Source organism: Caulobacter sp. FV1ye6ST (assembly GCF_058681225.1).
The window spans coordinates 4702074-4726746 of the sequence record NZ_CM178733.1 but is presented as its reverse complement, the minus strand read 5'-3'; the positions used below and the strand labels follow the sequence as shown (position 1 = coordinate 4726746).

Genomic DNA, 24673 nt, shown 5'->3' with positions numbered 1-24673 from the left:
GGATCGACGAATCGCCTCTCGCCTGAATCGAAGAGTCTTCCTCATGCCGCTGGCGCGGACGCCCCCGGACGGACACCCTAGCGGCTCGTTACGCGTCTTCTGGCCCGTAATTGTCGGTCCGCTGGCCATATTGAGCCTGGCCTTCACGGGCGTCGCCCAGCCCGGGCCGGCGGTGCTGGCGTCGGCGGTCACGGCCATGGCCGGCTTCATGATGTTGCGAAGGCTGGGCCGGGCTCTGGAATCGCCCGCCTCCGGCGCGGCGCAGTCGCTTGCCGCCGCCGAGGACGCGCCGCCGTTCGCCGCCATCCTCGACCGCCTGCCCGATCCCTTGATGGTCATCGCCGCCGAAGAGGCCGACGACCTGACCGGCCGCCGCTTCCTGTTCGCCAACGCCGCCGCCCGCGAGCTGTTCAAGATCCAGCCCCAGGGCGGGCTGCTAGTCACCGCCGTGCGCAATCCGCGCGTGCTGGAGGCCGTGGACGAGGCGCTGTTCGGCGGCGTCGAGGGCGTGGTCGAGTTCGAGACCGGCGGAACCCAGGGGCGGTCCTGGCTGGCCCATACCCGGCCGTTGCGCGAGACCGGCGGCCCCTCGCGCCTGGCCGTTCTGGCCCTGCGCGACGAGACGGACGCCCGCCGCAGCGAACGCACGCGCGCCGACTTCCTGGCCAACGCCAGTCACGAGCTGCGCACGCCGCTGGCCTCGCTCTCGGGCTTCATCGAGACCCTGCGCGGTCACGCCAAGGACGATCCGGGCGCTCGCGACAAGTTCTTAGGAATCATGCTGGCCCAGGCCGAGCGGATGTCGCGCCTGATCGACGACCTGATGAGCCTGTCGCGGATCGAGCTGAACGAGCACATCGCGCCGCTGGGCCGCGTGGACCTGGCCATGGCCGCCGTCGACGTGATCGACGCCTTGGCCCCGCAGGCCCGCGACAAGGAGGTCGCCTTCGATCCCATCCTGCCGCCGCGCGGCGGCGCGGTGGTCGACGGTGATCGCGACCAGATCATCCAGGTGATCCAGAACCTGGTCGACAACGCCATCAAATATACGCCCAGGGGCGGGACGGTGCGGGTCGAGATCTTCCCCGGCCTGTCCGCCGAGGCCGCCGCGGCCGCGCGCGATCCGGCCGCCGCGCGCATGTCATTGCTGACCCCCGACCACGACATGGTCGAGCGCTACGCCGTGCTGCGGGTCACGGACCGGGGGCCGGGTCTGGCGCGCGAGCACCTGCCGCGCCTGACGGAGCGCTTCTACAGGGTCGAGGGCCAGAAGAGCGGCGACCGCTCGGGCACGGGCCTGGGCCTCGCGATCGTCAAGCACATCATGAATCGCCATCGGGGCGGGCTGACCGTCGAGAGCGTCCAGGGCGAGGGGGCCACCTTCGGGGTCTACCTGCCGATGGCCAAGGCGGGAGCCGCGCCCGCGCCATCTCCCACAGTGACCGCCGAGGCCTGATTCTAGTTTCAAGTCATTCCCGCCACGCCGCTGAATAAAGCGACGCGGGCGGGTTCGTGTTCCCGCCCGCGGGGGGGGGGCATGTCGCGCGGCCAAGGAGTTGAATTTCTCGGGGAAATGGCGGCCGTCGCCGGGCTGGTGAGGGACGCGACCCGCCGCGAAGCGCCGTTGGGCGGCCTTCAAGCCGAAGAGTCACGCTTGGCGGGTCGGGGACTGTCGTCAAACTGTCATACATCTGTCGCATAAGCTCAGCGCCTGTCCGGCATAGACCGGGTCGGGGGAAGGCGCGCGATCCTGCGGGGCCTTCGACACACTTCGCGCAAGATTAGCCTCACGCATGCTGACCTGGCTCTCGCTTATCGTCCTGGCGCTATTCTCCGGATTGGCTTTCGCCGCCGGGCGTCGTCGCGCCGTGGCCGCCGCCGGAGGCCGCGCTCGCGTCCTCCACTCCCTGCCGGACTATTACGGAACCTACGCGGCCCTGTGGGCCGGCATTCCCGCCGCGCTTCTGCTGCTGCTGGGTACGGCCTTCGGGGGGCGCGTCGAGGACGCGATGCTGAAGACCACCCGCCCGGCGGCCGTCTCGGCCCTGGACCCGGACCGTCAGAACGTCTTCTTCAGCGACGCCCACGCCATCGCCGCCAGGCAGGCGCCGTCGGAAGTCGCCTATGAGGGGGACCTGAAGGTCGCGCTGGACGCCAAGGTCGTCGAAGCCAAGCGCATCGAGACCATTCTGAACGTCGGCATGCTGGCCGGCGCCGGCGTGCTGGCCCTGGCCGGCTTCCTGCTGGCCTTCCCGCGCATCAACGCCGACTTCCGCGCCCGCAACCGGGTGGAGGGCTGGACCGGCATCCTGCTGATCGGCTGTTCGGTCGCCGCCGTGCTGACCACCCTGGGCATCGTGCTCTCGCTGGTCTGGGAAAGCTGGCGCTTCTTCCAGAGCGTCAATCCGCTGTCGTTCCTGTTCGGCACCGAGTGGAGCCCGCAGATCGCCATGCGGGCCGACCAGGTCGCCTCGGCGGGCGCCTTCGGGGCCGTGCCGCTGTTCGCCGGCACCTTCCTGATCATGTTCATCGCCATGCTGGTGGCGGCCCCGGTCGGCCTTTACTCGGCGATCTATCTCTCGGAATACGCCAGCCGCACCGTCCGCGGCGTGGTCAAGCCGCTTCTGGAGATCCTGGCCGGCGTCCCGACCGTGGTCTACGGCTTCTTCGCCGCCCTGACGGTGGGCCCGCTGTTCCGCGCCGGCTTCAACGCCATCGGCGCGGCCCTGCCGCCCGGCCCGCTGGCCACTTACCTGATGGAAGTCCAGAACCAGATGGCCCTGGTGGCCGGGGTGGTGATGGGGATCATGCTGATCCCGTTCGTTTCCTCGCTGTCGGACGACATCATCAACGCCGTGCCGCAATCCCTGCGTGATGGCAGCTACGCGATGGGCGCCACCAAGTCGGAAACGGTCAAGAAGGTTGTCCTGCCGGCCGCCCTGCCGGGCATCATGGCCGCCATGCTGCTGGCGATGTCGCGCGCCGTCGGCGAGACCATGATCGTGACCATGGCCGCCGGCCTGCAGGCCAAGATGACCGTCAACCCGCTCGACACCGTGACCACGGTCACCGTCCAGATCGTCACCTTGCTGACGGGCGACCAGGAATTCGACAGCCCGAAAACGCTGTCGGCCTTCGGCCTGGGCCTCACCCTGTTCGTGGTGACGCTCTGCCTGAACATCATCGCCCTGCGCATCGTCCAGAAGTACCGGGAACAATATGACTGACGCGACCCTCGGCGCGGCCGCCCCGCGCTCCGACGCCTCGACAGCCATGGAAGCCCGGCTGAAGAAGCGCCATGCCGCCGAACGCACCTTCAAGGCCCAGGGCCTGGCCGCGATCATCGTCGCGCTGGTGTTCCTGGTCGTGCTGGTCGGCCGTATCGTGGCCCAGGGCTACACGACGTTCGAAACCCACACGCTCAGCGTGCCGGTCTATCTGAACCCGGATCGCATCGACCGCTCGGACCTCACGGGCGTCAACTACGACTACATCGTCGCCGAGGCGATGATGAAGAAGCTGGGCGTGCAGGACGACGACCTGGGCACCACCTCGAGCAAGGTCCAGGACCTGCTGTCGCGCGACTTCGGCTTCCAGCTGCTGAACAAGCTGAAGGCCGACCAGTCGCTGATCGGCAAGACCATCACCGTCACCGGTCCGCTGAAGGCCGACGCCGATCTCTACTTCAAGGGCGAGATCAAGCGCGCGACCGCGGAGGGCGACCGCAAGCTGGACAACCAGCAGCTGGACTGGCTGGACAGGCTCGAGAAGGACGGCTCGGTGAAGTCGGGCTTCAACTTCGCCTTCTTCACCCATTCCGACTCGACCGAGCCCGAACAGGCCGGCGTCTTGGGCGCGGTGGTCGGCTCGGCCATGATGCTGATCATCACCGCCCTGATCGCCGTGCCGGTCGGCGTGATGGCCGCGACCTACCTGGAAGAGTTCGCCCCGAAGAACCGCTGGACGGATATCATCGAGGTCAACATCAACAACCTCGCGGCCGTGCCGTCGATCGTCTACGGCCTGCTGGGCCTGGCCCTGTTCATCAACTGGCTGCACGTGCCGCGCTCCTCGCCGCTGGTCGGCGGTCTGGTGCTGGCCCTGATGGCCCTGCCGACCGTGATCATCGCCACGCGCTCGGCCCTGAAGGCCGTGCCGCCCTCGATCCGTGAAGCCGCGCTCGGCGTCGGCGCGTCAAAGACCCAGACGGTCTTCCACCACGTGCTGCCGCTGGCCATGCCCGGCGTGATGACCGGCGCCATTCTGTCGCTGGCCCACGCCCTGGGCGAGACGGCTCCGCTGTTGATGATCGGCATGGTCTCGTTCGTGCCCGGCGTGCCGGACGGCTTCACCGGCGCGGCCACCGTGCTGCCGGTCCAGGTGTTCATCTGGGAGAATGCTTCCGAGCGGGCCTTCCACGAACGCACGGCCGCCGCCATCATCGTCCTGCTCGTCTTCATGATCGTCATGAACGCCGCGGCCGTCATCCTGCGCCGCCGCTTCGAACGCCGCTGGTAGGTTTCACATGACCCAGATCCTGAACCCCAACGCTTCGCCCCTTCTCCGTGGACACGCCATGACCGTCCAAAGCCCCGACGACTCCGCTCACTCGCCGGTGATCCACACCACCGTCCCGCACGCCCAGGCCGCCGCCCCCGTCGGCGAGGCCAAGATCAAGGCGCGCGACGTCAAGGTCTTCTACGGCGACAAGCAGGCGCTGTTCGATGTGAACATCGACATCCCGGCCAAGTCGGTCACCGCCTTCATCGGCCCGTCGGGCTGTGGCAAGTCGACCTTCCTGCGCTGCATCAACCGCATGAACGACACCATCCCCTCGGCCCGCGTCGAAGGCGTGATCGAGATCGACGGTTCGGACGTCAACGCCAAGAGCGTCGATCCGGTGGTTCTGCGCTCGCGCGTCGGCATGGTGTTCCAGAAGCCGAACCCCTTCCCGAAGACCATCTTCGAGAACGTCGCCTACGGCCCGCGCATCCACGGCCTGGCCACCGGCAAGGCCGAGCTGGAAGTGATCGTCGAGAGCAGCCTGAAGAAGGCCGGTCTCTGGAACGAGGTCGCCGATCGTCTCCACCAGCCGGGCACCGGCCTGTCGGGCGGCCAGCAGCAGCGCCTGGTGATCGCCCGGGCGATCGCCGTGTCGCCGGAAGTGATCCTGATGGACGAGCCCTGCTCGGCCCTCGACCCGATCGCCACCGCCAAGATCGAGGAACTGATCGACGAGCTGCGCAGCCAGTTCTGCATCGTCATCGTCACCCACTCGATGGCCCAGGCCGCCCGCGTCTCGCAACGCACGGCCTTCTTCCACCTCGGCAAGCTGGTCGAGAGCGGTCCGACCGAGGAGATGTTCACCAATCCTCGCGACAGCCGCACGCAGGACTACATCACCGGCCGCTTCGGCTAAGCGGGGGGATCAAGAGATGACCGAACATACCGTCAAGTCGTACGGCGAAGAACTGGCCCACCTCACGGCGGAGGTGACCCGCATGGGCGGCCTGGTCGAATCCCAGGTGGCCGACTGCATCGTCGCCATCGCCCGCCGCGACGGGCCGCTGGCCCAGGCCGTGGTCGCCGGCGACGAGCGCCTGGACGTTCTCCAGGCCGAGATCGAGCGCAAGGCCTTCAAGCTGATCGCCCTGCGCCAGCCGATGGCCGTGGACCTGCGCCACGCCGTCGCCGCCCTGAAGATCTCGATGAGCCTCGAGCGCTGCGGCGACATGGCCAAGAACATCGGCAAGCGCGCGATGATCCTGACCGAGGCCGACCCGATGACCGCCCTGACCCGCTCGATCGAGCGCATGGGCAAGCTGGTGCAAAGCCGCCTGAAGGACGTCCTGGACGCCTACACGACCTCGGACCTGCAGCGCGCCATCGGCGTGTGGAGCCGCGACGAGGAAGTCGACGAGCATTACAACTCGATCTTCCGTGAACTGCTCACCTACATGATGGGCGACCCGCGGACGATCAACGCCTGCGCCCACCTGCTGTTCGTGGCCAAGAACCTCGAGCGCATCGGTGACCACGCCACCAACATCGCGGAAATCATCCACTTCGAGCTGACGGGCGACGAGCTGATCTCGCAGCGCCCGAAGCTGGACGTGCTGTCGCAATAACCCCAGAGGCGGCCCGAAGTGACTCCATACGTTCTGGTGGTCGAGGACGAAGACGCCCTGGCCACACTACTGCACTACAACCTCGACAAGGAAGGCTATCGCGTCGGCGTGGCCGGAGATGGCGAGGAAGCCCTGATCATGGCGAATGAGCGGGCCCCGGACCTGGTCATCCTCGACTGGATGCTGCCCAAGGTCTCGGGCATCGAGGTTTGCCGTCGGCTGCGCGGCCGGTCGGAAACCCGCAATGTGCCGATCATCATGCTGACGGCGCGTGGCGAGGAAAGCGATCGCATCCGCGGCCTCGACACCGGCGCCGACGACTATGTGGTCAAGCCGTTCTCGATGGTCGAGCTGACCGCCCGCGTCCGCGCGGTGCTGCGCCGTATCCGTCCGGGCCTGGCCGACGACCGCATCACGGTCGGCGACATCATCATCGACCGGGTCGCCCATCGCGTGAAGCGGAACGGCAAGGAGATCCACCTCGGCCCGACCGAGTTCCGCCTGCTCGACTATCTGATGCAGCACCCGGGCCGGGTGTTCAGCCGAGAGCAGCTGCTGGACGCCGTCTGGGGCTCGGACGTCTATGTCGAGGCCCGCACGGTCGACGTCCATATCGGCCGCCTGCGCAAGGCGCTGAACGGCACGTCGGACGGCGATCCGATCCGCACGGTCCGTTCGGCGGGTTACTCCCTGGACCTGGACGCGGCCTAGGTTCTGTGGACACTTACCGCAGCCATAGGACGATGGCGGCGAGGGTGACGACGGCGAGGTAGTTCCTGGCGGTCTTCTCGAAGCGAGTGGCGACCCTGCGGAACTGCTTGAGCTTGGAGAAACAGCACTCAACGAGGTGGCGCTGGGCGTAGAGGGCCTTGTCCAGCGCATACTTGCGGGCGCGGGACGGATTGTTGGGAATGACGGCGATAGCGCCCTTGTCGGCGATGGCCTGGCGCAGGTGGTCGGCGTCGTAGGCGGTGTCAGCCATGACGACCTTGGCGGGGAGATCCTGGATCAACGGGCCGGCCTGGGGCGCGTCGCCCTTCTGTCCGGCGGTGAGGGTGAAGTTGACCGGGCAGCCCAGGCCTCGGACGGCCATGTGGATCTTGGTGCTCAGGCCACCGCGCGAACGACCAATGGCCTGATCTTCAGACCCCCTTTTTTTGCCCCCGCCGCATGCTGGTGGGCGCGAACGATGGTGGAATCCACAATCAGGTATTCAAAGTCTGGATCGTCCGACATCGCCGCGAAGATCCGCCACCACACCCCCTTGGCGCTCCATCGACTGAAACGCCGGAAGACGCTGTTCCAGTCGCCGAACACTTCGGGCAGGTCGCGCCAGGGCGAGCCCGTCCGGACCAGCCAGAGCACGGCCTCGACAAACATCCGGTTGTCGCGGCCTGTCGAGCCCTTCTGATCCGGACGGCCAATGATCAGCGGCTCAATCCGCGCCCATGCCGCGTCGTCCAAGACAAGGCGATCCATCACACCCAAGGCTGCCTCCAAAAGACAGCTTTGAATCACAAGCCTAGTTCAATGGGAATCCTAAGAGTCCACACCACCTAGGGGACGCGGCCTGACGGTTCCTCGGCCACCGTCGCCTGAAATCAAGACACCAAGAAACCGCGCGCCGTCCCCACGGCGCGCGGTTTTCGTTTTGGCGCGGGCCGCGCCCGACGCGGCGCGCCGCCGCCGGTAGCCTGGCGTGTTTTCGCAACGAAGCCGCGACTTCACTTGCAGGTGGTGAGGCAGAATGTCGCTAGCCTGTGGGTTGTCGGATTCACGGCCCGTTAACCGCGCGCGGCGGACCCTCCAAGAGTAATCAGAGAAGGACTTGGGTGTATCCATCGTGATCCAAAGGGTCGCGGTCAATGGATGTCAGGTGAGTAACCTTAGGCATAGTGCATCACTAAGGCGCGATTTCCGTCTCTAGTGAGCGAGGGTGTCATTTCTGCGCTCGCTAGGGCGGCTAAATGTATCGATCTTTAAGTGTCACCGCGCCGCTACGAAGAAGAAAAGACAGTTCTACCAGCGGCTTGTTTATTTCCTAACCCCAGGCCTGAATTGGGCGGGAGCCTTCCATGCGCATGACGATCAAGCTCAAACTGGGCCTCACCTTCGGGGCGCTCATTCTGATGATGACGCTCGCCACGATGTTCGCCATCAGCGAGTTGAGCGCCATGAAGCGCTCGGAAAAGGCCATGATCGATGGGCCGGTGGCTCAGCTGCAGCGCAGTCAGGCTATCGGCATCGCGCTCCTCCAGTTGATCCGCGCCGAAAAGAACATGGCCCTGACCGACGACGCCGAGGAACTGAACATGCAGAACGCCAAGGCGGACATCAGCAAGGGCAGGGTCGCGACGCTGCTGGAAGCCGGCCTCTCGCACGCCACCGTGGAGGGAAGGCTAAAGTGGGAGGCGCTCGCGCGCGATTGGGATGTGTTCTCAGAGAGTGACGCCGCGGTTCGGCGCGAGCTGATGGCTGGACGTCGCGATGACGCGATCGCGCGGATGCACACCAGTCATCGCCAGATCACCAACAACATCACCGCCCTCGTGGACGACTTGGTGGACGTGCAGGACAAGCGCCTGGCCGCCGCCGATGCCGAGAGCGCCCGGGTCGCCGCCCTGTCACGCAACGTGCTGCTGGGGGTGATCTCGGTTTCCGTGCTTCTGGCCGCCGGCGCCGCGATCTGGATCGCCCGCACCATTGCCCAGGGCTTCGCCAAGATCTGCGGACTGGCGAACGCGGTGGCCTTGGGCGACCTCGATCAGAAGGTGGATGTGAAGACCAATGACGAGATCAAGGACCTCGTCGACACAGTCAACCGCATGACCGCGAACCTGCGGGCCACGGCGAACCTGGCGGACCAGGTGGCGGCCGGCGACCTGTCGGTTCAGATCACGCCGATTTCGGACAAGGACGTCCTGGGCTTTTCGTTGAAAGGGATGGTCGCCAACCTGCGGAGCACGGCCGAACTGGCCGACAAGCTGGCCGATGGCGACCTGACCGTCGAGGCCGCCCCCCAATCGGACAAGGATACGCTGGGCCTGGCGCTTGAACGGATGATCGAGCGCCTGCGCGGCGTGGTTGGCGACGCGATCACGGCCTCGGAGAACGTCTCGGCCGGCAGCCAGGAGCTTTCGGCGACCTCGGAGCAGATGAGCCAGGGCGCCACCGAGCAGGCCTCGGCCGCCGAACAGGCCTCGGCCTCGATGGAAGAGATGGCCGCCAACATCAAGCAGAACGCCGACAACGCCACCCAGACCGAGAAGATCGCTCGCCAGTCGGCGATCGACGCCGAAACCTCGGGCGCGGCCGTCAGCAAGGCGGTCGATGCGATGCAGACGATCGCCGAGAAGATCACCATCGTCCAGGAGATCGCCCGCCAGACCGACCTGCTGGCCCTGAACGCGGCCGTCGAGGCCGCCCGCGCCGGCGAACATGGTCGCGGCTTCGCGGTCGTCGCCTCGGAAGTGCGCAAGCTGGCCGAGCGCAGCCAGACGGCCGCGTCCGAGATCAGCGCCGTGTCGTCCGACACCGTCAAGGCCGCCCAGTCCGCCGGCGAGATGCTGACCAGCCTTGTCCCGAACATCCGCAAGACCGCCGAACTGGTCGCCGAGATCAGCGCCGCCTGCCGCGAGCAGGACATCGGCTCCAGCCAGATCAACGAGGCCATCCAGCAGCTGGACAAGGTCACCCAGCAGAACGCCAGCGCCTCGGAAGAGATGTCCGCGACGTCTGAGGAACTCGCCGCCCAGGCCGATGAACTGCAGGCCTCGATCGCCTATTTCCGCATCGAAGGAGACCTGTCTCGCGGCGAGGCTCGCCAGGCCGCCAAACGCCCCTCCGCGCCTGTCCGCAAGGCCCAAGCCAAGCCGGCGGCCCGGCAGACGGTCGCCGCCCGCCAGGCCCGGGTCAAGGGTTTCGCCCTGGACTTGGCCCACGGCGGTCCCGACGCCGAGGACGCCCAGTTCAAGGACTACGCCGCCTAGCGGGAAAGGACGCACAAGGCGCCACGTCCGCGAACGTCGCGGACACGAGCGTTTTATCAGCGTCCAAGCCGCGCCAGGAGATCGTCGCGGTAGGTGCGACTGGTCACCACCTCGGCGCCGCTGTCCAGGGTCAGTCGCCAGGAGCCGTCCGACAGCGGCTGGGTCTCGCGCACGCGGGCCAGGTTGACCAGGGTCGAGCGGTGACAACGGGCGAAGACGCGCGGGTCCAGCCAGCCCTCCAGGCTCTGCAGGGTCGCGCGCAGCAGGCCCTCGCGGCCGGCCCAGTGGACCACGACATAGTTGTCGGCCGCGCCGAACCACTCGATCTCGTCCAGCGCCACGGGCACCCGGCGCGACCCCGTCATGACCATCAGCCGCCGGCCCGGGCGCTCGGGTTCGACCAGGGCGGCCTGGGCCAGGGCTTCGCGGGCTTCCGACAGCGCGATCTCCAGCGCGCGGGCGCGGGCGCGTTCGTCGCGGGCGCGCTGGTGGTTGGCGGCGGCCAGCCCAGTGGCGACGATGGCGGTGTACAGCAGCAGGCAGATCGGCATCCGTCCCAGGATCCGGGCCGGCAGGTTATCCGTGGGCGAGAAGGCCCCATCGATCAGGCTGGAGACCAGGGCCTCCAGCGGCACGACCAGCACGCCGGCCTGGTACAGCACCAGAAGGCTGATCGCGCCGACGCCATAGCGCCGCATGAGCAGCCAGACGATCCCCGCCGCCGGCAGCCAGGCGGCGTAGATCCCGCCCTGCCAGACCAGCGAGTCGATCGCGCTGAGGTCGTGGCCCCGGTTCGAGGCGAACCGCCGGGCGAACCAGGCCGCGCAGACCGTGGTCATCGCCCAGGCATAGGCGGTGAACGCCCACATCCAGGCAGCCGTCGAGATCCCGCTCAGCCCGGCTCGGACACGCCTTGAAGGCGGCGGCGGCGCAGGACCAGGACCGTGATCCAGATCGCGGCCATCGGTTGAAACAGCAAGGTCGGCCAGAGCTGACTCCAGGGCGTTGGCAGGAAGGTCAGGAAGTTACCCGAAAAGGCGCTGATCACCGCGCCATAGGCGCTCAGCATCTTCACCAGATGCTCATAGGTCCAGAGGTGGGCGGAAAAAGGCCAGGCTGTCGGACGCAGGAACCGCCAGAGGTCCCAGCCGCCATAGGTGAAGGCCGCATAGACCAGGGCCGCGCTGACCGCCGCCTTGTTCCCGGTCTTGCCGGTGAGGACCAGGAGCAGCACCCAGGCGCCGATCCCGACCAGGGCCAGGGTGACGGCCCAGTCCAGCGGCCTGGCCCGCTGGCGCCGATCCCGGTCCGGCCGCTTGCGCCCCAGCACCCGGATCCCGGAGAACAGCGTCATCGTCGCCGTCGCCGACAGGGCCGCGAAATAGGCGTTGAAGCGCAGCGCCGTCATCACCCAGGCGGCGGCCAGCAGCAGGCTCATCACGATCACGAAGGCCCGCCCCGACCAGCGATGCGGGCGTGAGCCCTTGCGGGTCAGGATCGGAACCAGGCCGACGGCGACCAGGGCGAAGCCGCAGCCGATGTGCAGGGCCAGGGCGGGGGCCAACAGCTTGTCCATGTCGACCATGGGCGACGAGAGCCGCCACGGCGCCATCGGCGAGGGGCGAACGACGGCGCGGAGGGGCGAACCGCTTGACCCCAGGCCCCGCCCGCGCCACACCCCGCGCTCATGGAAAAGCTGACCATCCTCCTCGTCGGGGCCGGCGGGCGCGAGCACGCCCTGGCCTGGAAGATCGCCCAGTCGCCGCTGTGCGGCCGGCTTGTCGCCGCGCCGGGCAACCCGGGCATCGAAGCCGTCGCCGAGCCGCGCGCGGTGAAGGTGACGGACGCCGACGGCCTGGTGACCCTGGCTCGGGAGATCGGCGCGGACCTCGTGGTGGTCGGCCCGGAATCGGCGCTGGAGGTCGGCCTGGCCGACAAGCTCGCGGAGGTCGGCATCCCCTGCTTCGGCGGCAGCCGGCGCGCGGCCCAGCTGGAAACCTCCAAGGCCTTCACCAAGGACTTCTGCCAGCGCCACGGCCTGCCGACGGCGGCCTATGGCGTGTTTACGGACGCGGCCTCGGCCGGGACCTTCCTCGACACCCTGGAGGCGCCGTTCGTGATCAAGGCCGACGGCTTGGCGGCCGGCAAGGGCGTGGTCATCGCCGCGAGCCGGGCCGAGGCCGACGCCGCCGTGGTCGACATGCTGGGCGGTCGCTTCGGCTCGGCTGGCGCTCGCGTGGTGATCGAGGAGTTCATGCACGGCGAGGAGGCCTCGCTGTTCGCCCTGTCCGACGGCAAGACCGCCGTCCTGTTCGGCGCGGCCCAGGACCACAAGCGCGCCTATGACGGCGACCGGGGTCCCAACACTGGCGGCATGGGCACCTATTCCCCGCCGCCCGTCCTGACCGACGCCCTGATCGACCAGGCCTGGCGCGAGCTGATCGTGCCGACGGTGGAGGGCATGGCCGCCGAGGGCAATCCCTACGTCGGCGTGCTCTATGCCGGCCTGATGCTGACGCCCACGGGCCCGAAGCTCGTCGAGTACAACGCCCGCTTCGGCGACCCCGAGTGCCAGACCCTGATGCTGCGCCTCGCCAGCGACATCGTCCCGATCCTGCTGGCGTGCGCCAAGGGCGAACTGGCCTCGGCCGAGCCGCCGAAGTGGCGCGAGGAGGCGGCGATCTGCGTGGTGCTGGCCGCCGAGGGCTATCCCGACGCGCCCAAGACCGGCGGCCTGATCCAGGGCGCCGACGCCGACTTTGGCGACGAGGCCGTGGTCTTCCACGCCGGCACCACTCGGGACGGGGAGGGGAACCTGCGAGCGTCGGGCGGCCGGGTGCTGAACGTCTGCGCCCTGGGCGCCACCCTGCACGAGGCTCGCGACGTGGCCTACGCCGCGCTGGGGACCGTCTCGCTGGAAGGCGGCTTCTATCGCCGCGATATCGGCTGGCGGGCGCTTAAGCAGCACTAGGGTTGCCACCCGCGCTCGGACCTCTAAACTCCCCTTTCAAACACCCGTTTGGCAAACAAGCGTTGGGGAGAAGCGCCATGGCCGAAGCCGCCGAACAGTCCGCTCAGGACATGAACTCGGGCACCAAGCCGGTCGACCCGCGCCATGCGATCGACGAGGCCAAGCTGGCGACCTGGCTCGAAGCCAATGTCGAGGGCTACGCCGGTCCGCTGGAGGTGCGCCAGTTCAAGGGCGGCCAGTCGAACCCGACCTACCAGCTGGTCACGCCGGGCAAGAAGTACGTCCTGCGCCGCAAGCCGCCGGGCAAGCTGCTGCCCAGCGCCCACGCCGTCGACCGCGAGTACAAGGTGATCTCGGGCCTGAACAAGGCCGACTTCCCCGTCGCCAAGGCCTACGCCCTGTGCATGGACGAGGAGATCATCGGCACGATCTTCTACGTGATGGAAAACGTCGAGGGCCGGATCCTGTGGGACGGAACCCTGCCGGACTACCAGCCCGCCGAGCGCCGGGCGATCTATGAGGCCCAGATCGACACCCTGGCGGCCCTGCACAATGTCGACTACGCCGCCGTGGGCCTGGCCGACTATGGCAAGCCGGGCAACTATTTCGCCCGTCAGATCGACCGCTGGACCAAGCAGTACCGGGCGTCCGAGACGACCAAGATCGACGAGATGGACCAGCTGATGGACTGGCTGCCCAAGAGCTGCCCGGTCGACGACAAGACCTCGATCGTCCACGGCGACTATCGCCTCGACAACATGATCCTGCATCCCAGCGAGCCGCGCGTCATCGCCGTGCTGGACTGGGAGCTGTCGACCCTGGGCAATCCGCTGGCCGACTTCAGCTATTTCCTGATGAACTGGGTGATGCCGTCCGACCAGCGCGGTGGCCTCTCGGGCGTCGAGGACCTGAGCGCCTACGGGATCCCGACCATCCCCGAGGCGGTCGCGCGCTACTGCAAGGCCACCGGCCGCGACGGCCTGCCCGAGCTGGACTGGTATTTCGCCTACAACCTCTTCAGACTGGCCGGCATCTGCCAGGGCATCGTCGGCCGCGTCCGTGACGGCACCGCCGCCAGCGCCCATGCGCAGCTGATGGAGGCGCGCGTGCCGATCCTGGCCAAGGGGGCTTGGTCGTTCGCGCAAAAGGCGGGGGCCTAGCGACCGATGAAGAAGCTGCTCGCGGGCGTCTGCGCCCTGGCTCTGGCTGGGGCGCTGTCCAGCGTCGCCCGCGCCGAAACCGTATTCGTGCAGGCCGGCAAGCTGCTGGCCGATCCGGCCACGGGCAAGGTCGAGACGGCCAAGACCCTGGTGCTGGAGAACGGCAAGGTCACGAAGATCGTCGACGGCTACGTCTCCGAGCCCGGCGGCAAGGTCGTCGACCTGAAGGACAGCTTCGTCCTGCCGGGGCTGATCGACAGCCACGTGCACCTGACCCACGAACAGAGCCCCAATTCGCGCCTGAACGCGGTGACGCGCGGCCCCGCCGACGAGGCCATGGTCGGCGCCGGCTTCGCCCGCAAGACGCTGATGGCCGGCTTCACGACGGTCGCGGACCTCGGGGCCGACAACAAGGCGATCTTCGCCCTGCGCGACGGGATCAAGCGGGGCGACGTGCCCGGTCCCCGGATCATCGCCGCCGGCTCGGCCGTGTCGATCCACGGCGGTCACGCCGACGTCAACGGCTATAGCGAGGAGGTCATGCACGTGCTGCGCCCGACCTCGGTGTGCTCGGGCGCCGACGACTGTCGCCGGGCGACGCGCGAACAGGTCTGGCTGGGCGCCGACATCATCAAGATCACCGCCACCGGCGGCGTTCTCTCCAACACCGCCGCGGGCCTCTCCCAGCAGTTCTCCGACGACGAGCTGAAGGCCATCGTCGACGCCGCCCACCGCATGGGACGCAAGGTCACCGCCCACGCCCACGGCGTGGATGGCATCAACAGCTTCCTGCGGGCCGGCGGCGACTCGATCGAGCACGGCACCTATCTCGACAACGACAGTATCGCGCTGTTCAAGAAAAACGGCGCCTACCTGATCCCGACCCTGATGGCTGGCGACTTCGTCTACCGGATCGCCTCGGGGCCGAACAACTTCCTCACGCCCAACCAGACGGCCAAGGCGCTGGAGGCCGGTCCGAAGATGCTGGCCATGGCCCGCCGCGCCCACGACGGCGGGGTCAAGATCGCGTTCGGCACCGACACCGGCGTCAGCGCCCATGGCGACAACGCCGGCGAGTTCGCGCTGCTGGTCAAGGCGGGCCTGACCCCGCTGGAAGCCATCCAGACGGCGACGGTCAATGCGGCCGACCACTTCTCGCTAAGCAGCGAAATCGGCAGCCTGGCCCCCGGCAAGGCGGCGGACCTGATCGCGGTGAAGGGCGATCCCTTGAGCGACGTGACGGTGCTGCAGCGGGTGACGTCGGTGATCAAGGGCGGGGTGGTCTACAAGTAGGCTACAGCCCCGCCTTCGCCAGCAGGTCCTCGACGGCGGCCTCGTCGTCGAAGCGGGCGCGGACCGGCCAGGGCGTGACCTTCTCGCGCCACTTGGCCGGCAGGCGGACCCAGTCCTTCTCGGTGGTGACCAGCCCCGCGCCGTAGGCCTGAGCGCGGCTCTCCAGCATCTTCAGCGTCGCCTCGTCATACTCGCCGTGGTCGGGGAACGGTGCGAAGTCGACCAGCTGGCAGCCGGCGGCGGTCAAGGCCTTCTCGACCTTCCAGGGCTTGCCGATGCCGGCGAAGCCGACCTGCGGACCCTTGGGAACCGGCGCCGCCGCCTCCAGCCTCGCGACGAGCACCGGCATGTCGCCGAACTCGACCAGCAGGTCGAAGTCGGGCTGCGCCATGTCGACCGGGAGCAGGACGATCACCGCGTCGGCGCGCGAGAGGCCTATCTTCAGCGGCTCGCGCATCGGGCCGGCGGGGAAGACGCGACCGTCGCCGAACGGCCACTCGCCGCCGCGCGTCTCGCCGTCGACCACGACCAGGGAGAGGGCCTTCTTGACCGTCGGGTTCTGGTGGCCGTCGTCCATGACGATAGCCTGGGCTCCGCGCGAGGCGGCCGCCTTGGCGCCGGCCACGCGGTCGACCGCCACCCACATCGGGAAATCCTGGGCCAGCATCAGCGGCTCGTCGCCGACGTCCTTGGCGGTGTGGCGGGCCGTGTCGACGCGGGTCGGACCCTTGGACTTGCCGCCATAGCCGCGCGACAGGCCGTGGGCCTCGACGCCCCGGCGGGTCAGGATCAGCAGCAGCTCGCGGACGATCGGCGTCTTGCCCGCGCCGCCCATGGTGACATTGCCGACGCAGATCACCGGCGCGCCGACGATGGCGGGCGTGGTGCGGGCGATGCGGCGGCGGGTGGCGTCCGACCAGATCCACGACAGCGGGGTCAGCAGGGCGCGGGCCAGCGGGGCGGGGCCGCCGGTCTTGACGTACCACCAGCGGGGCGTGCCGAGTTTCATGGGACGAGCTCAAGGATGCGGGACAGGCCGGCGCGGGCCTCGGCGTCGCGGATGTCAACGAAGCTGCGGGCGCGGGCGGCTTGGTCGCGAAGCTGATCCTGGTTAGCGAGAGCTCCGCTTAAGTCATCGCACAGGTCCGTGTCGTCGGCGTAGCCACGAATGCCGGCTTCGGCGAGCGCGTCGTACACGCTCCGCCAATTTTCCACGTGCGGACCGCGCACGAAGGGGCAAGAGACGCGGGCCGCCTCTAGGGGATTGTGGCCGCCGATGCCGGGCACCAGGCTGCCGCAGATCAGGGCGAGGTCGGCGAGCCGGTACCAGAGGCCAAGCTCGCCAAGCGTGTCCGCGATTAGGACGGATCCCGAGGGGGCGCCGCTGCTGCGCAGCTTGGCCGACAGGCCGCGCCCGCGCGCCATCGTAACAACGGCCGGACCCCGCTCGATGTGGCGCGGCACGATGATCAGATGAGGACGATCGTCGGCCATATCCGCATAGGCCGCGAGCACGAGTTCGTCCTCGCCTGGATGCGTGCTCGCCGCGACCACGACCGGCTTGCCGGCGAAGGTGGCGCGTTGCTTGGCCAGTTCCGCCTCGTCCACCGGCAGAGGCGCGGCGCCGAACTTCAGGTCGGCCTCGCCGGCGACCTGGCCGCCCAGGGCCTCGAAGCGTTCGTGGGCGCGTGTGTCCTGGGCCAGGATCAGGTCGAAGTTCGACAGCAGCAGGCGGGCCGCGTCGGGACGCCTTTGCCAGCTCGCGAAGCTGCGGTCCGAGAGCTTGGCCGAGACCAGGGCCAGGCGGGTTCCAGCGGCCTTGGCCTCCAGCAGCAGGTTCGGCCACAGCTCGCTCTCGACGAAGACGGCGAGGCTCGGCTTCCAGCGGGCGATGAACCGCCGCGCCGCGCCGGGGGCGTCGACCGGGACGTACTGATGGATCGCGCCGGGCGGCAGGCGCTTGGCCAGCAGGGCGGCCGAGGTGGTGGTGCCCGAGGTGACCAGCACCGTGACCTCGGGACGCTCGGCGCGCAGGCGCTCGACCAGCGGCAGGATCGACAGGCTCTCGCCGACGCTGGCGCCGTGCAGCCAGACCAGGGGGCCGTCGGGACGCGGGGTCGGGGCCTTGGCCAGGCGCTCGGCGATCCGGGCCGGATCTTCCTTGCCCTTGCGCGCTCGACCCGCCAGCAGCGAGGGCGCGAGCGGTTCGAGAAGGCCCGTGGCGGCCCGGTAGAGCGCCAGGGCGGACGGCCGGATCACACCACGCCTTCAGGGGCCAGGGCGCAGCTGTGAGCGCCGTGGCTGGTCTCGACCTGGATGGTCACGTGGCCGATCTTGAATTTGCTGGCGAGCTCCGAGCAGGCGTCGTGCAGGAACTGGTCGTGGTCGTCGCCGAGCGGTCGGACAATATGAGCCGTGAGAGCGGTCTCGGTCGTGCTCATCGCCCAGATGTGCAGGTCGTGGACCTCGCTGACGCCGGGGCGCGCGGCCAGCCAGGCGCGGACCTTGCCGGTGTCGATCCCGCGCGGGGTGGCGTCCAGGGCCATGTCCAGCGAGTCGCGCAGCAGGCCCCAGGTGCCCAGCACGATGACCACGACGATGGCCAGGCTGACCACGGGGTCCAGCCACATCCAGCCGGTGACGCCCATGGCGAAGGCGGCGACCACGACCCCGGCCGAGACGCCGGCGTCGGCGGCCATGTGCAGGAAGGCCCCGCGGACGTTCAGGTCGTCCTTGCTGCCTTTCATGAACATCAGGGCCGTGGCGGTGTTGATGACGATGCCGATGGCGGCGACGATCATCACCGGGCCGGTCTGGATCGGCTCGGGCGTGGCGAAGCGGCGGATGGCCTCCCAGGCGATGGCCCCGACGGCGACCAGCAGCAAGGCGGCGTTGCCCAGCGAGGCCAGGATGGTGCCCTTGCGCAGGCCATAGGTGCGGCGGGCGCTGGGGGCGCGCTTGGCCAGCACGGCCGCGCCCCAGGCCAGCAGCAGGCCCAGGACGTCCGACAGGTTGTGGCCGGCGTCGGCCAGCAGGGCCAGCGAGTGGGTGATCAGGCCCGCGCCGGCCTCGACCAGCACGAAGCCCAGGTTCAGCGCCGTGCCGATGGCGAAGGCGCGACCGAAGTCCTTGGGCGCGTGGCTGTGGCCATGCCCGTGGCCGTGCCCATGACCGTGCGCATGGTCGTGGTGATCATGATCGTGGTCATGATCATGGTGATCATGCGCGTGTCCGGAGTGATCGTGCGGCATGGGTCCTACATCCCACCAAGGGCGGTTCGGATCAATCTTGCACCAGCTGTTCGGCGCGGCGGGTGACGGCCGACAGGCGATCGGCCCAGCTTTCGACCAGCTGGTCGACGTCGTCGCTCCGTCCGGCCCCGGTCGGACCGTCCCAGACCATGGCGGCCTTGGCGAAGGGCAGGGGGATCACGGTCTGGTCCCACGAGCCCAGGCGGAGACAGGGTTTGGCGGCGAGACCCACGAAGATCACCGGCGCGCCGGTGACGCGGGCCAGGGACGGCGTGCCCTTCTCCATGTGCTCCGCGGGACCGCGCGGGCCGTCGGGGGTGATGGCGATGCCGCCGCCGCCCCTGACCCACTGGACCATGTCGCGAAAGGCTTGCTCGCCGTGCTTGTTCTTGGCCAAGTCCGTCTTTTTCGCCGACGAGCCGCGAATGGCGGGGAAGCCCAGCTTCTCGACCGTGCGGGCGATGAACTCGCCGTCGTTGGATCGCGAGATCAGGGCGCGCATGTCCTGGCGCACGGCCAGGTCCTGCGGCCAGCTGAGCGGCGACATCGGGATGCGCGAGTGCCAGAAGCACAGGATCGCCCCGGCGCCGGTCTCGCGGCCTCGCGCCCAGACGGCCTCGGCCTGCTCGCGGCCCTCCTCGGTCATCCGCAGGGTGGCGTAGACCGCCTTGGAATAGCCGGCGAACAGCGAGGACAGCAGCCAGATCACGAACGGCGAACGCAGAGGTCTCAAGCGTCCTTCTCCAGGGCGGGGGTCTCCGGAACGTGGTCGAGGTCCTGGGCCTTGGCCAGGCGGGCGTAGAGGCCGCCGGCGCGGACCAGTGCGGCGTGGGTCCCGGTCTCGACGACGCGGCCCTTCTCGATCACGTAGAGGCGGTCGGCGTTCTTCACGGTCGACAGGCGGTGGGCGATCAGGATCGTCGCGCGGCCAGCCATCAGTCGCTCCAGCGCCGCCTGGACCTGGGCCTCGCTCTCGGTGTCCAGCGCGCTGGTGGCCTCGTCCAGCAGCAGGATCGGGGCGTCCTTCAGGAAGGCGCGGGCGATGGCGATGCGTTGCCGCTGACCGCCCGACAGCCGCGCCCCGGCCTCGCCGACGGCGGTGTCGTAGCCCTCGGGCAGCTCCAGGATGAAGTCGTGCGCGGCGGCCTGGCGCGCGGCGGCCTCGATCTCCAGCTGGCTCGCGCCGGGACGGGCATAGGCGATGTTGGCGCGGATGCTGTCGTCGAACAGGAACGGCTCCTGGGTGACCAGGGCGATGCGGTCGCGCAAGCTGGCCAAGGTCACGGAGCGCACGTCATGGCCGTCGATGGTCACCGCGCCGGCCGTGACGTCATAGAAGCGCGGGATCAGGTTCAGGATCGAGCTCTTGCCACCGCCCGAGGGGCCGACCAGGGCGACGGTCTCGCCCTTGCGCGCCGCGATCGAGACGTCCGACAGGGCCGGGATCTCGGACCCGTACGAGAAGGTCACATGATCCAGCGCGATGGCGCTGTCGCCGGCCGGCAGGGCCTTGGCGTCGGCGGGGTCGACAATGGCCGGCGCGACGTCCAGGGCCGCGAACAGGCGACGGCCGGCGGTCAGGCCCTCGGCGAACACGGTTTGCAGGTTGGCCACCTGGCGCAGCGACTGGGCGGCCATCAGCAGGCTGGTCATGAAGGCGAAGAACACCCCGGCCGTCAGCGGGGCCAGGGCGAAGGGGCCGAGCGTCAGCGCGCCGGTCGTCGCCCGCCAGCCGGCATAGGCGAACACCACGGCCACGATGAAGGTCGTGAAGGTTTCGGTCGCCGGAGCGGCCATGGCGCGGGCGTTGCTGCCCTTCATCAGGTGGCGCTGGCGTCGCGCGACCACGGCGGCGACCCGCGCCTCCTCATAGGCCTCGCGGTTCTCCATCTTGACGATCTTGACCCCGTCCAGGCTCTCCATGATCGCGGTCGAGAGATTGGAGGTCTCGCCCATGGCGCCCTTGGCCGCCTTGGTCGTCTTCTTCGAGAAGCCGCGGATGATCAGGCTGGCCAGCGGCGCGACGACCAGCACGCCGGCCGCCAGGATCGGCTCCAGGCTGAACATCGCCAGCAACGCGCCGATCACGGTCAGGGCTTCGCGGACATAGTTGACCACGCCCGTCGTCGCCGCCTCGCGGATCAGGCCGGCGTCATAGAGCACCGAGGCGACGTAGGACCCCGAATGGGCGCCGCGCAGGCGCTGAAGATCGGAACGGACCAGGCGGCCGAACAGCCGCACCTGCATGTCGCCCACGACGCCGTTGCCGATACGGTTGATGACATTGGCCTGGATGACCTGGAACACGCCGCGCGCCAGGGCCAGGCCGGCGATGGTCAGCGGAATGGCCCAGATCGCGCCGGCGCGCGGATGGGTGATCAGCTGGTCGATGGCCGGCTCGATGATCTTGGCCAGCTTGACCGAGAGGGCGGCGACGATGGCGGCGCTGACGACCGAAACCGCCAGGCCCTTCCAGCGCGCTTTCAGGAACTCACGCCACATCCGGCCCATCAGGGCGCGGTTCGAGGGCTGAGTGTCCGGCGTGGTCATGGCGGAGGGGTCGGATTTCGTGCGAAGGCTGTCAATGACTTGCGGGACGCACTGCCCACGAAAAGCGACACCATGAGGGCGGCTTTTGCCTTTCGGGGCCGATACCCCTACTTAGGCCGCGAGTTTCCGAAGGATCCCATCGCCTTGGCCAAGTTCGACCTCGCCACGCCCTGGGGCCGGTTCAAGACCTATCTCCACTATCTGTGGAACGATCATGCCTATCTGCGGCTGGGCTTTTCCAACGCCCACTGGATCAGCCCCGAGCTGGTCCGCGCCAACCAGCCCTGGCCGTTCCAGCTGGCCTGGTGGAAGCGGCGCGGGATCAAGACCATCGTGAACCTGCGCGGCGGCTTCGACGGCAGCTTCTACGCGCTGGAAAAGGACGCCTGCGAGCGCCTGGGCCTGAACTTCGTCGACTTCACCATCACCTCGCGCGAGGTCCCGATCCGCGAGCGGGTGCGCGGCGCGAAGGAATTGTTCGAGACGATCGAATATCCGGCCCTGATGCACTGCAAGTCGGGCGCGGACCGGGCGGGGATCATGAGCGTGTTCTACGCCCACTATCGCCTGGGCCTGCCGATCCGCGAGGCGATGGAGCAGCTGTCGCCGCGCTACCTGCACATCAAGCACGGCAACACCGGCGTGCTGGACTATGTGTTCGAGCAATATCTGGAGGTCGGCGAACCCAAGGGGCTGACGTTCAGCGAATGGGTCGAGAGCGACGACTACGATCCCGTGGCGATGAAGAAGACCTTCCGCGCCGGGATGCTGGGAAAGGTGCTGACGGACAGGATCCTGCGGCGGGAGTAGGGGGCGGAGCCGACCCCCTCCACCGCCTTTCGGCGGTCCCCCTCCCCCAGAAGGGGGAGGAGAGATTTTCTCCGCCACCCCTTTGGGGGCGGACAGACCTGCGCAGCAGGTCAGGTGGGGGCTGGCGCGGCCTTAGCCCTCGCTCGGATCCAGCAGCTTGTGCGCGTGGATGATGAAGTAGCGGGCGTGGGCGTTGTCCACGGTCGCCTGGGCCTTGGCCTTCCAGGCCTTGTGGGCGTCTTCGTAGCTGGGATAGGCGCCGACGAACTCGACCTTGGACAGGTCGCGGAATTCGATGCCGGCGACATCCTTCAGTTCGCCACCGACCACGATATGAAGAAGCTGCTTATCGACCATTTGGAGCAAGTTCCTGCGAGGAATTGGTTTTATGGCAGCTCGATATGCCCGACGCGTGACAGGATCAATGGCGCAAGCGCGCGATTGGCGCAAACCAGGCTCGGAACCAGCGGAACGGGGCGATTATAGGCGAAATCGCGGCCCTTGTGGTCGCTGAGCCAGGCGCCGGCGCGGCGGCAGATCAGGTCGGCGGCGGCGACGTCCCACTCGCTCTTGGGCGACAAGGCGATGGCGGCGTCGAAGGTCCCGGCGGCCACCAGGCACATGCGATAGGCGATCGAGTTTCGGCTCTCGATCCGCATGTCCGGCCAGGGCTCGCGCCAGGCCGGGTGGGCGAACATCTTGGCGTCGCCCAGCATGGCCGAGCCTTCGAGGCGAGCGGTGGCGCTGGGTGCGATGACGACGCCGTTCAGGGTCGCCGGACCGTCGACCGTGGCCACATAGGTCTCGTTGAGGGCGGGCGCATGGACCACGCCGGCGATGGGCTGGCCGTTCTCGACCACGGCGATCGAGACAGCGAACCACGGCTTGCCCTTCATGAAGGCCGCCGTGCCGTCGATCGGGTCGACGACGAACTGGCGCGGGGTGGTCAGGCGGGCAGGATCGTCCGCCGTCTCCTCCGAAAGCCAGCCGTAGCCGGGGCGCTCGGCGCCGAGTCCGGTCTTCAGCAGGGTGTCGACGGCGAGGTCCGCGTCGGTCACCGGCGAGCCGCCCTCCTTGGACCAGATCTTCAGGCCGCCCTCGCGAGCCGAGAGCGCCAGCTCGCCCGCTTCCTTGGCCGCCCGGAGGATCAGGTCCAGGTCGTTCATTTGCCCGCGATCGCCAGGGCGTCAACCAGGATCGACGGACTGTTGCTGGCGCCTCGGAACTGAAGGTCCGAGCCCGGGATCAGGCGGGCGTAGATGTCGATCAGGTTGCCGGCCACGGTGATCTCGGTGACGGGACCGGTGCTCTCGCCGTTCTCGAACCAGACGCCCGAGCAGCCCACGGACCAGTCGCCGGTGTTGCCGTTCAGCGAGGGGCCGAACATCGAGGTCACCAGAAGACCCGTCCCGGCGTCCTGCATCAGCCCCGCTAGGTCCCGCGCGCCCGGCTGGAGCGTCAGGTTGTGCGTGGAGACGCCCGAAGGGCCCGCCAGGCCGCGCGAGGCGTGGCCGGTGGTGACCAGGCCCAATTGCTTGGCCGAGGAGCTGTTCAGGAGCCAGGTGGTCAAGACGCCGTCGTCGATCAGGGCGCGGGCTTCCGTCTCCACGCCTTCGTCGTCGAACGGCGCCGAGCCCAAGCCGCGCACGCGGTGCGGGTCTTCCAGAAGGTTGACGCCCTTGGCGAAGATCTGATGGCCCAGCTTGTCTTTCAGGAACGAGGCGCCGCGGGTGATAGCCGGTCCGGAGATCGCGCCCAGCAGGGGACCGATCAGGCTCATGGCCAGGCGATTCTCGAAGATCACCGGGGCGGTGGTCGTGGCGATCTTGCGCGGGTTAAGACGCGCGACCGCCTGGCGGCCGGCCTCCATGCCGATGTCGCCGGCGGCCGGCAGGTCGCCGAAGTGGCGGGCGGAGCGGCCTTCGCCGCCGCGTTCCATGCCCGCGCCCTCGCCGGCGATGGCCGAGGCCGAGATCGAGTGGCCGGTGGCCGCGTGAGTTCCGTGGAAGCCGGCGGTGGTGACCAGGCCCCACTTCGACGACGACCAGGTGGCCGATCCGCCGTCGGAATTGGTCACGCCCTTGACCGCGCGGGCATGCTCTTCGGCCAGGCGCGCCTGGGTTTCCAGGGTCTCGGCGGTGGGCTCGTAGGCGTCGATCAGGTCCAGCTCGGGGAACGGTCCCTTGGCCAGGCGGTCGTGCGGCGCCAGGCTGGCATAGGGGTCTTCCGGGGCCAGACGGGCCATGGCCACGGCGCGCTCGATCAGCTTGGCGCGCGCCTCGGGCGAGATGTCGGAGCCGGAAACGGTGGCGCTGCGCTGGCCGATGAAGACGCGCAGGCCCAGGTCTCGGGCTTCCTCGCGCTCGACTTCCTCCAGCTCGCCAAGGCGGACCGAGACGGAGAGCGACTGGCGCTCGGCGAAGACGGCTTCGGCGGCGTCCGCCCCGGCCTTGCGCGCGGCGGCGACCACGTCATGCAGCAGATTATCGTCCATGCGGTCTTATGGACGACCGGCCCCCGA

The 24673-nt window shown here is 68.6% G+C and carries 21 protein-coding genes and 1 pseudogene; 11 read left to right on the top strand and 11 right to left on the bottom strand.

The genetic code is table 11. The features are described from left to right. Window positions 1–43: 43 nt before the first annotated feature. From ACW175_RS22425 to phoB, 6 genes are all read left to right on the top strand, one after another. The gene (locus ACW175_RS22425; RefSeq protein WP_492102131.1) at window positions 44–1456 is read left to right on the top strand and encodes a sensor histidine kinase; all 1413 of its coding nucleotides are present in this window, start codon (window positions 44–46) and stop codon (window positions 1454–1456) included. Between the two features lie 337 nt (window positions 1457–1793). Beyond that, window positions 1794–3227 (top strand): phosphate ABC transporter permease subunit PstC, encoded by a 1434-nt coding sequence (gene pstC / locus ACW175_RS22420; protein ID WP_492102130.1) that lies wholly within the window; start codon window positions 1794–1796, stop codon window positions 3225–3227. After that, window positions 3220–4518, top strand: a complete 1299-nt coding sequence (pstA, locus tag ACW175_RS22415) for a phosphate ABC transporter permease PstA (RefSeq protein WP_492102129.1) — start codon at window positions 3220–3222, stop codon at window positions 4516–4518. Before pstC ends, pstA begins: the two co-directional genes overlap by 8 nt. A gap of 58 nt (window positions 4519–4576) precedes the next feature. Beyond that, window positions 4577–5419 (top strand): phosphate ABC transporter ATP-binding protein PstB, encoded by an 843-nt coding sequence (pstB, locus tag ACW175_RS22410; RefSeq protein ID WP_492102128.1) that lies wholly within the window; start codon window positions 4577–4579, stop codon window positions 5417–5419. 16 nt (window positions 5420–5435) lie between these two features. After that, window positions 5436–6128 carry a phosphate signaling complex protein PhoU gene (phoU, locus tag ACW175_RS22405; RefSeq protein ID WP_492102127.1) on the top strand — a complete coding sequence of 231 codons (693 nt, stop codon included), beginning with the start codon at window positions 5436–5438 and terminating at the stop codon, window positions 6126–6128. An 18-nt stretch (window positions 6129–6146) separates the two neighbouring features. Beyond that, window positions 6147–6839, top strand: coding sequence for a phosphate regulon transcriptional regulator PhoB (phoB, locus tag ACW175_RS22400; protein ID WP_492102126.1), 693 nt, complete (start codon window positions 6147–6149; stop codon window positions 6837–6839). 13 nt (window positions 6840–6852) lie between these two features. On the opposite strand, the pseudogene ACW175_RS22395 reads toward phoB, so the two are convergent. After that, a pseudogene (locus tag ACW175_RS22395) lies at window positions 6853–7607 on the bottom strand (IS5 family transposase). A 596-nt stretch (window positions 7608–8203) separates the two neighbouring features. Here ACW175_RS22395 and ACW175_RS22390 point away from each other — a divergent pair. Beyond that, entirely contained in the window at window positions 8204–10117 is a 1914-nt protein-coding gene (locus ACW175_RS22390) for a methyl-accepting chemotaxis protein (protein WP_492102125.1), read from the top strand. A 56-nt stretch (window positions 10118–10173) separates the two neighbouring features. On the opposite strand, the gene ACW175_RS22385 is transcribed toward ACW175_RS22390, so the two are convergent. Together ACW175_RS22385 and ACW175_RS22380 are read right to left on the bottom strand one after the other, a co-directional pair. Continuing rightward, window positions 10174–10986, bottom strand: a complete 813-nt coding sequence (locus ACW175_RS22385) for a LytTR family DNA-binding domain-containing protein (RefSeq protein ID WP_492102124.1) — start codon at window positions 10984–10986, stop codon at window positions 10174–10176. A 23-nt stretch (window positions 10987–11009) separates the two neighbouring features. Next, window positions 11010–11702 carry a DUF2306 domain-containing protein gene (locus tag ACW175_RS22380; protein WP_492102123.1) on the bottom strand — a complete coding sequence of 231 codons (693 nt, stop codon included), beginning with the start codon at window positions 11700–11702 and terminating at the stop codon, window positions 11010–11012. 102 nt (window positions 11703–11804) lie between these two features. Here ACW175_RS22380 and purD point away from each other — a divergent pair, with 102 nt between their 5' ends. The 3 genes from purD (at window position 11805) to ACW175_RS22365 (ending at window position 15541) form a co-directional block, all read left to right on the top strand. Next, entirely contained in the window at window positions 11805–13088 is a 1284-nt protein-coding gene (purD, locus tag ACW175_RS22375; RefSeq protein WP_492102122.1) for a phosphoribosylamine--glycine ligase, read from the top strand. 77 nt (window positions 13089–13165) lie between these two features. After that, window positions 13166–14248 carry a phosphotransferase family protein gene (locus tag ACW175_RS22370; protein WP_492102121.1) on the top strand — a complete coding sequence of 361 codons (1083 nt, stop codon included), beginning with the start codon at window positions 13166–13168 and terminating at the stop codon, window positions 14246–14248. A 6-nt stretch (window positions 14249–14254) separates the two neighbouring features. Continuing rightward, window positions 14255–15541 (top strand): metal-dependent hydrolase family protein, encoded by a 1287-nt coding sequence (locus tag ACW175_RS22365; RefSeq protein ID WP_492102120.1) that lies wholly within the window; start codon window positions 14255–14257, stop codon window positions 15539–15541. A 1-nt stretch (window position 15542) separates the two neighbouring features. Here ACW175_RS22365 and lpxK read toward each other — a convergent pair whose 3' ends face one another. From lpxK to ACW175_RS22340, 5 genes are read right to left on the bottom strand one after another with little or no spacing between them, the layout of a single operon-like run. Next, on the bottom strand, window positions 15543–16550 hold the full coding sequence (lpxK, locus tag ACW175_RS22360; RefSeq protein WP_492102119.1) for a tetraacyldisaccharide 4'-kinase: 1008 nt from the start codon (window positions 16548–16550) through the stop codon (window positions 15543–15545). Continuing rightward, window positions 16547–17800, bottom strand: a complete 1254-nt coding sequence (locus ACW175_RS22355; RefSeq protein ID WP_492102118.1) for a 3-deoxy-D-manno-octulosonic acid transferase — start codon at window positions 17798–17800, stop codon at window positions 16547–16549. Before ACW175_RS22355 ends, lpxK begins: the two co-directional genes overlap by 4 nt. Beyond that, a complete protein-coding gene (locus tag ACW175_RS22350; RefSeq protein ID WP_492102117.1) occupies window positions 17797–18792 on the bottom strand; it encodes a cation diffusion facilitator family transporter in 996 nt (331 codons plus the stop codon). Before ACW175_RS22350 ends, ACW175_RS22355 begins: the two co-directional genes overlap by 4 nt. Before the next feature lie 31 nt (window positions 18793–18823). After that, window positions 18824–19525, bottom strand: coding sequence for a lysophospholipid acyltransferase family protein (locus tag ACW175_RS22345; RefSeq protein WP_492102116.1), 702 nt, complete (start codon window positions 19523–19525; stop codon window positions 18824–18826). Beyond that, window positions 19522–21342: an ABC transporter ATP-binding protein gene (locus ACW175_RS22340; protein ID WP_492102115.1), complete on the bottom strand. Its 1821-nt coding sequence runs from the start codon at window positions 21340–21342 to the stop codon at window positions 19522–19524. Before ACW175_RS22340 ends, ACW175_RS22345 begins: the two co-directional genes overlap by 4 nt. Before the next feature lie 144 nt (window positions 21343–21486). On the opposite strand from ACW175_RS22340, the gene ACW175_RS22335 reads away from it, so the two are divergent. Further along, window positions 21487–22152, top strand: coding sequence for a fused DSP-PTPase phosphatase/NAD kinase-like protein (locus ACW175_RS22335; RefSeq protein ID WP_492102114.1), 666 nt, complete (start codon window positions 21487–21489; stop codon window positions 22150–22152). 132 nt (window positions 22153–22284) lie between these two features. On the opposite strand, the gene ACW175_RS22330 is transcribed toward ACW175_RS22335, so the two are convergent. The 3 genes from ACW175_RS22330 to ACW175_RS22320 are packed head-to-tail and all read right to left on the bottom strand — an operon-like array spanning window position 22285 to window position 24646. Then, the gene (locus tag ACW175_RS22330) at window positions 22285–22518 is read right to left on the bottom strand and encodes a DUF4170 domain-containing protein (protein ID WP_492102113.1); all 234 of its coding nucleotides are present in this window, start codon (window positions 22516–22518) and stop codon (window positions 22285–22287) included. A 20-nt stretch (window positions 22519–22538) separates the two neighbouring features. After that, window positions 22539–23318: a 3'(2'),5'-bisphosphate nucleotidase CysQ gene (locus ACW175_RS22325; protein WP_492102112.1), complete on the bottom strand. Its 780-nt coding sequence runs from the start codon at window positions 23316–23318 to the stop codon at window positions 22539–22541. After that, entirely contained in the window at window positions 23315–24646 is a 1332-nt protein-coding gene (locus ACW175_RS22320) for a TldD/PmbA family protein (RefSeq protein WP_492102111.1), read from the bottom strand. Before ACW175_RS22320 ends, ACW175_RS22325 begins: the two co-directional genes overlap by 4 nt. Window positions 24647–24673 lie beyond the last annotated feature (27 nt).

Coding starts and splice junctions, on each gene's coding strand:
- ACW175_RS22425 (WP_492102131.1), top strand. CDS start 44: ATGCCGCTGGCGCGGACGCCCCCGGACGGACACCCTAGCGGCTCGTTA.
- ACW175_RS22350 (WP_492102117.1), bottom strand. CDS start 18,792: ATGCCGCACGATCACTCCGGACACGCGCATGATCACCATGATCATGAC.
- ACW175_RS22320 (WP_492102111.1), bottom strand. CDS start 24,646: ATGGACGATAATCTGCTGCATGACGTGGTCGCCGCCGCGCGCAAGGCC.
- ACW175_RS22380 (WP_492102123.1), bottom strand. CDS start 11,702: ATGGTCGACATGGACAAGCTGTTGGCCCCCGCCCTGGCCCTGCACATC.
- ACW175_RS22390 (WP_492102125.1), top strand. CDS start 8,204: ATGCGCATGACGATCAAGCTCAAACTGGGCCTCACCTTCGGGGCGCTC.
- pstC (WP_492102130.1), top strand. CDS start 1,794: ATGCTGACCTGGCTCTCGCTTATCGTCCTGGCGCTATTCTCCGGATTG.
- pstB (WP_492102128.1), top strand. CDS start 4,577: ATGACCGTCCAAAGCCCCGACGACTCCGCTCACTCGCCGGTGATCCAC.
- purD (WP_492102122.1), top strand. CDS start 11,805: ATGGAAAAGCTGACCATCCTCCTCGTCGGGGCCGGCGGGCGCGAGCAC.
- phoU (WP_492102127.1), top strand. CDS start 5,436: ATGACCGAACATACCGTCAAGTCGTACGGCGAAGAACTGGCCCACCTC.
- lpxK (WP_492102119.1), bottom strand. CDS start 16,550: ATGAAACTCGGCACGCCCCGCTGGTGGTACGTCAAGACCGGCGGCCCC.
- ACW175_RS22365 (WP_492102120.1), top strand. CDS start 14,255: ATGAAGAAGCTGCTCGCGGGCGTCTGCGCCCTGGCTCTGGCTGGGGCG.
- ACW175_RS22385 (WP_492102124.1), bottom strand. CDS start 10,986: ATGTGGGCGTTCACCGCCTATGCCTGGGCGATGACCACGGTCTGCGCG.
- pstA (WP_492102129.1), top strand. CDS start 3,220: ATGACTGACGCGACCCTCGGCGCGGCCGCCCCGCGCTCCGACGCCTCG.
- ACW175_RS22325 (WP_492102112.1), bottom strand. CDS start 23,318: ATGAACGACCTGGACCTGATCCTCCGGGCGGCCAAGGAAGCGGGCGAG.
- ACW175_RS22370 (WP_492102121.1), top strand. CDS start 13,166: ATGGCCGAAGCCGCCGAACAGTCCGCTCAGGACATGAACTCGGGCACC.
- ACW175_RS22340 (WP_492102115.1), bottom strand. CDS start 21,342: ATGACCACGCCGGACACTCAGCCCTCGAACCGCGCCCTGATGGGCCGG.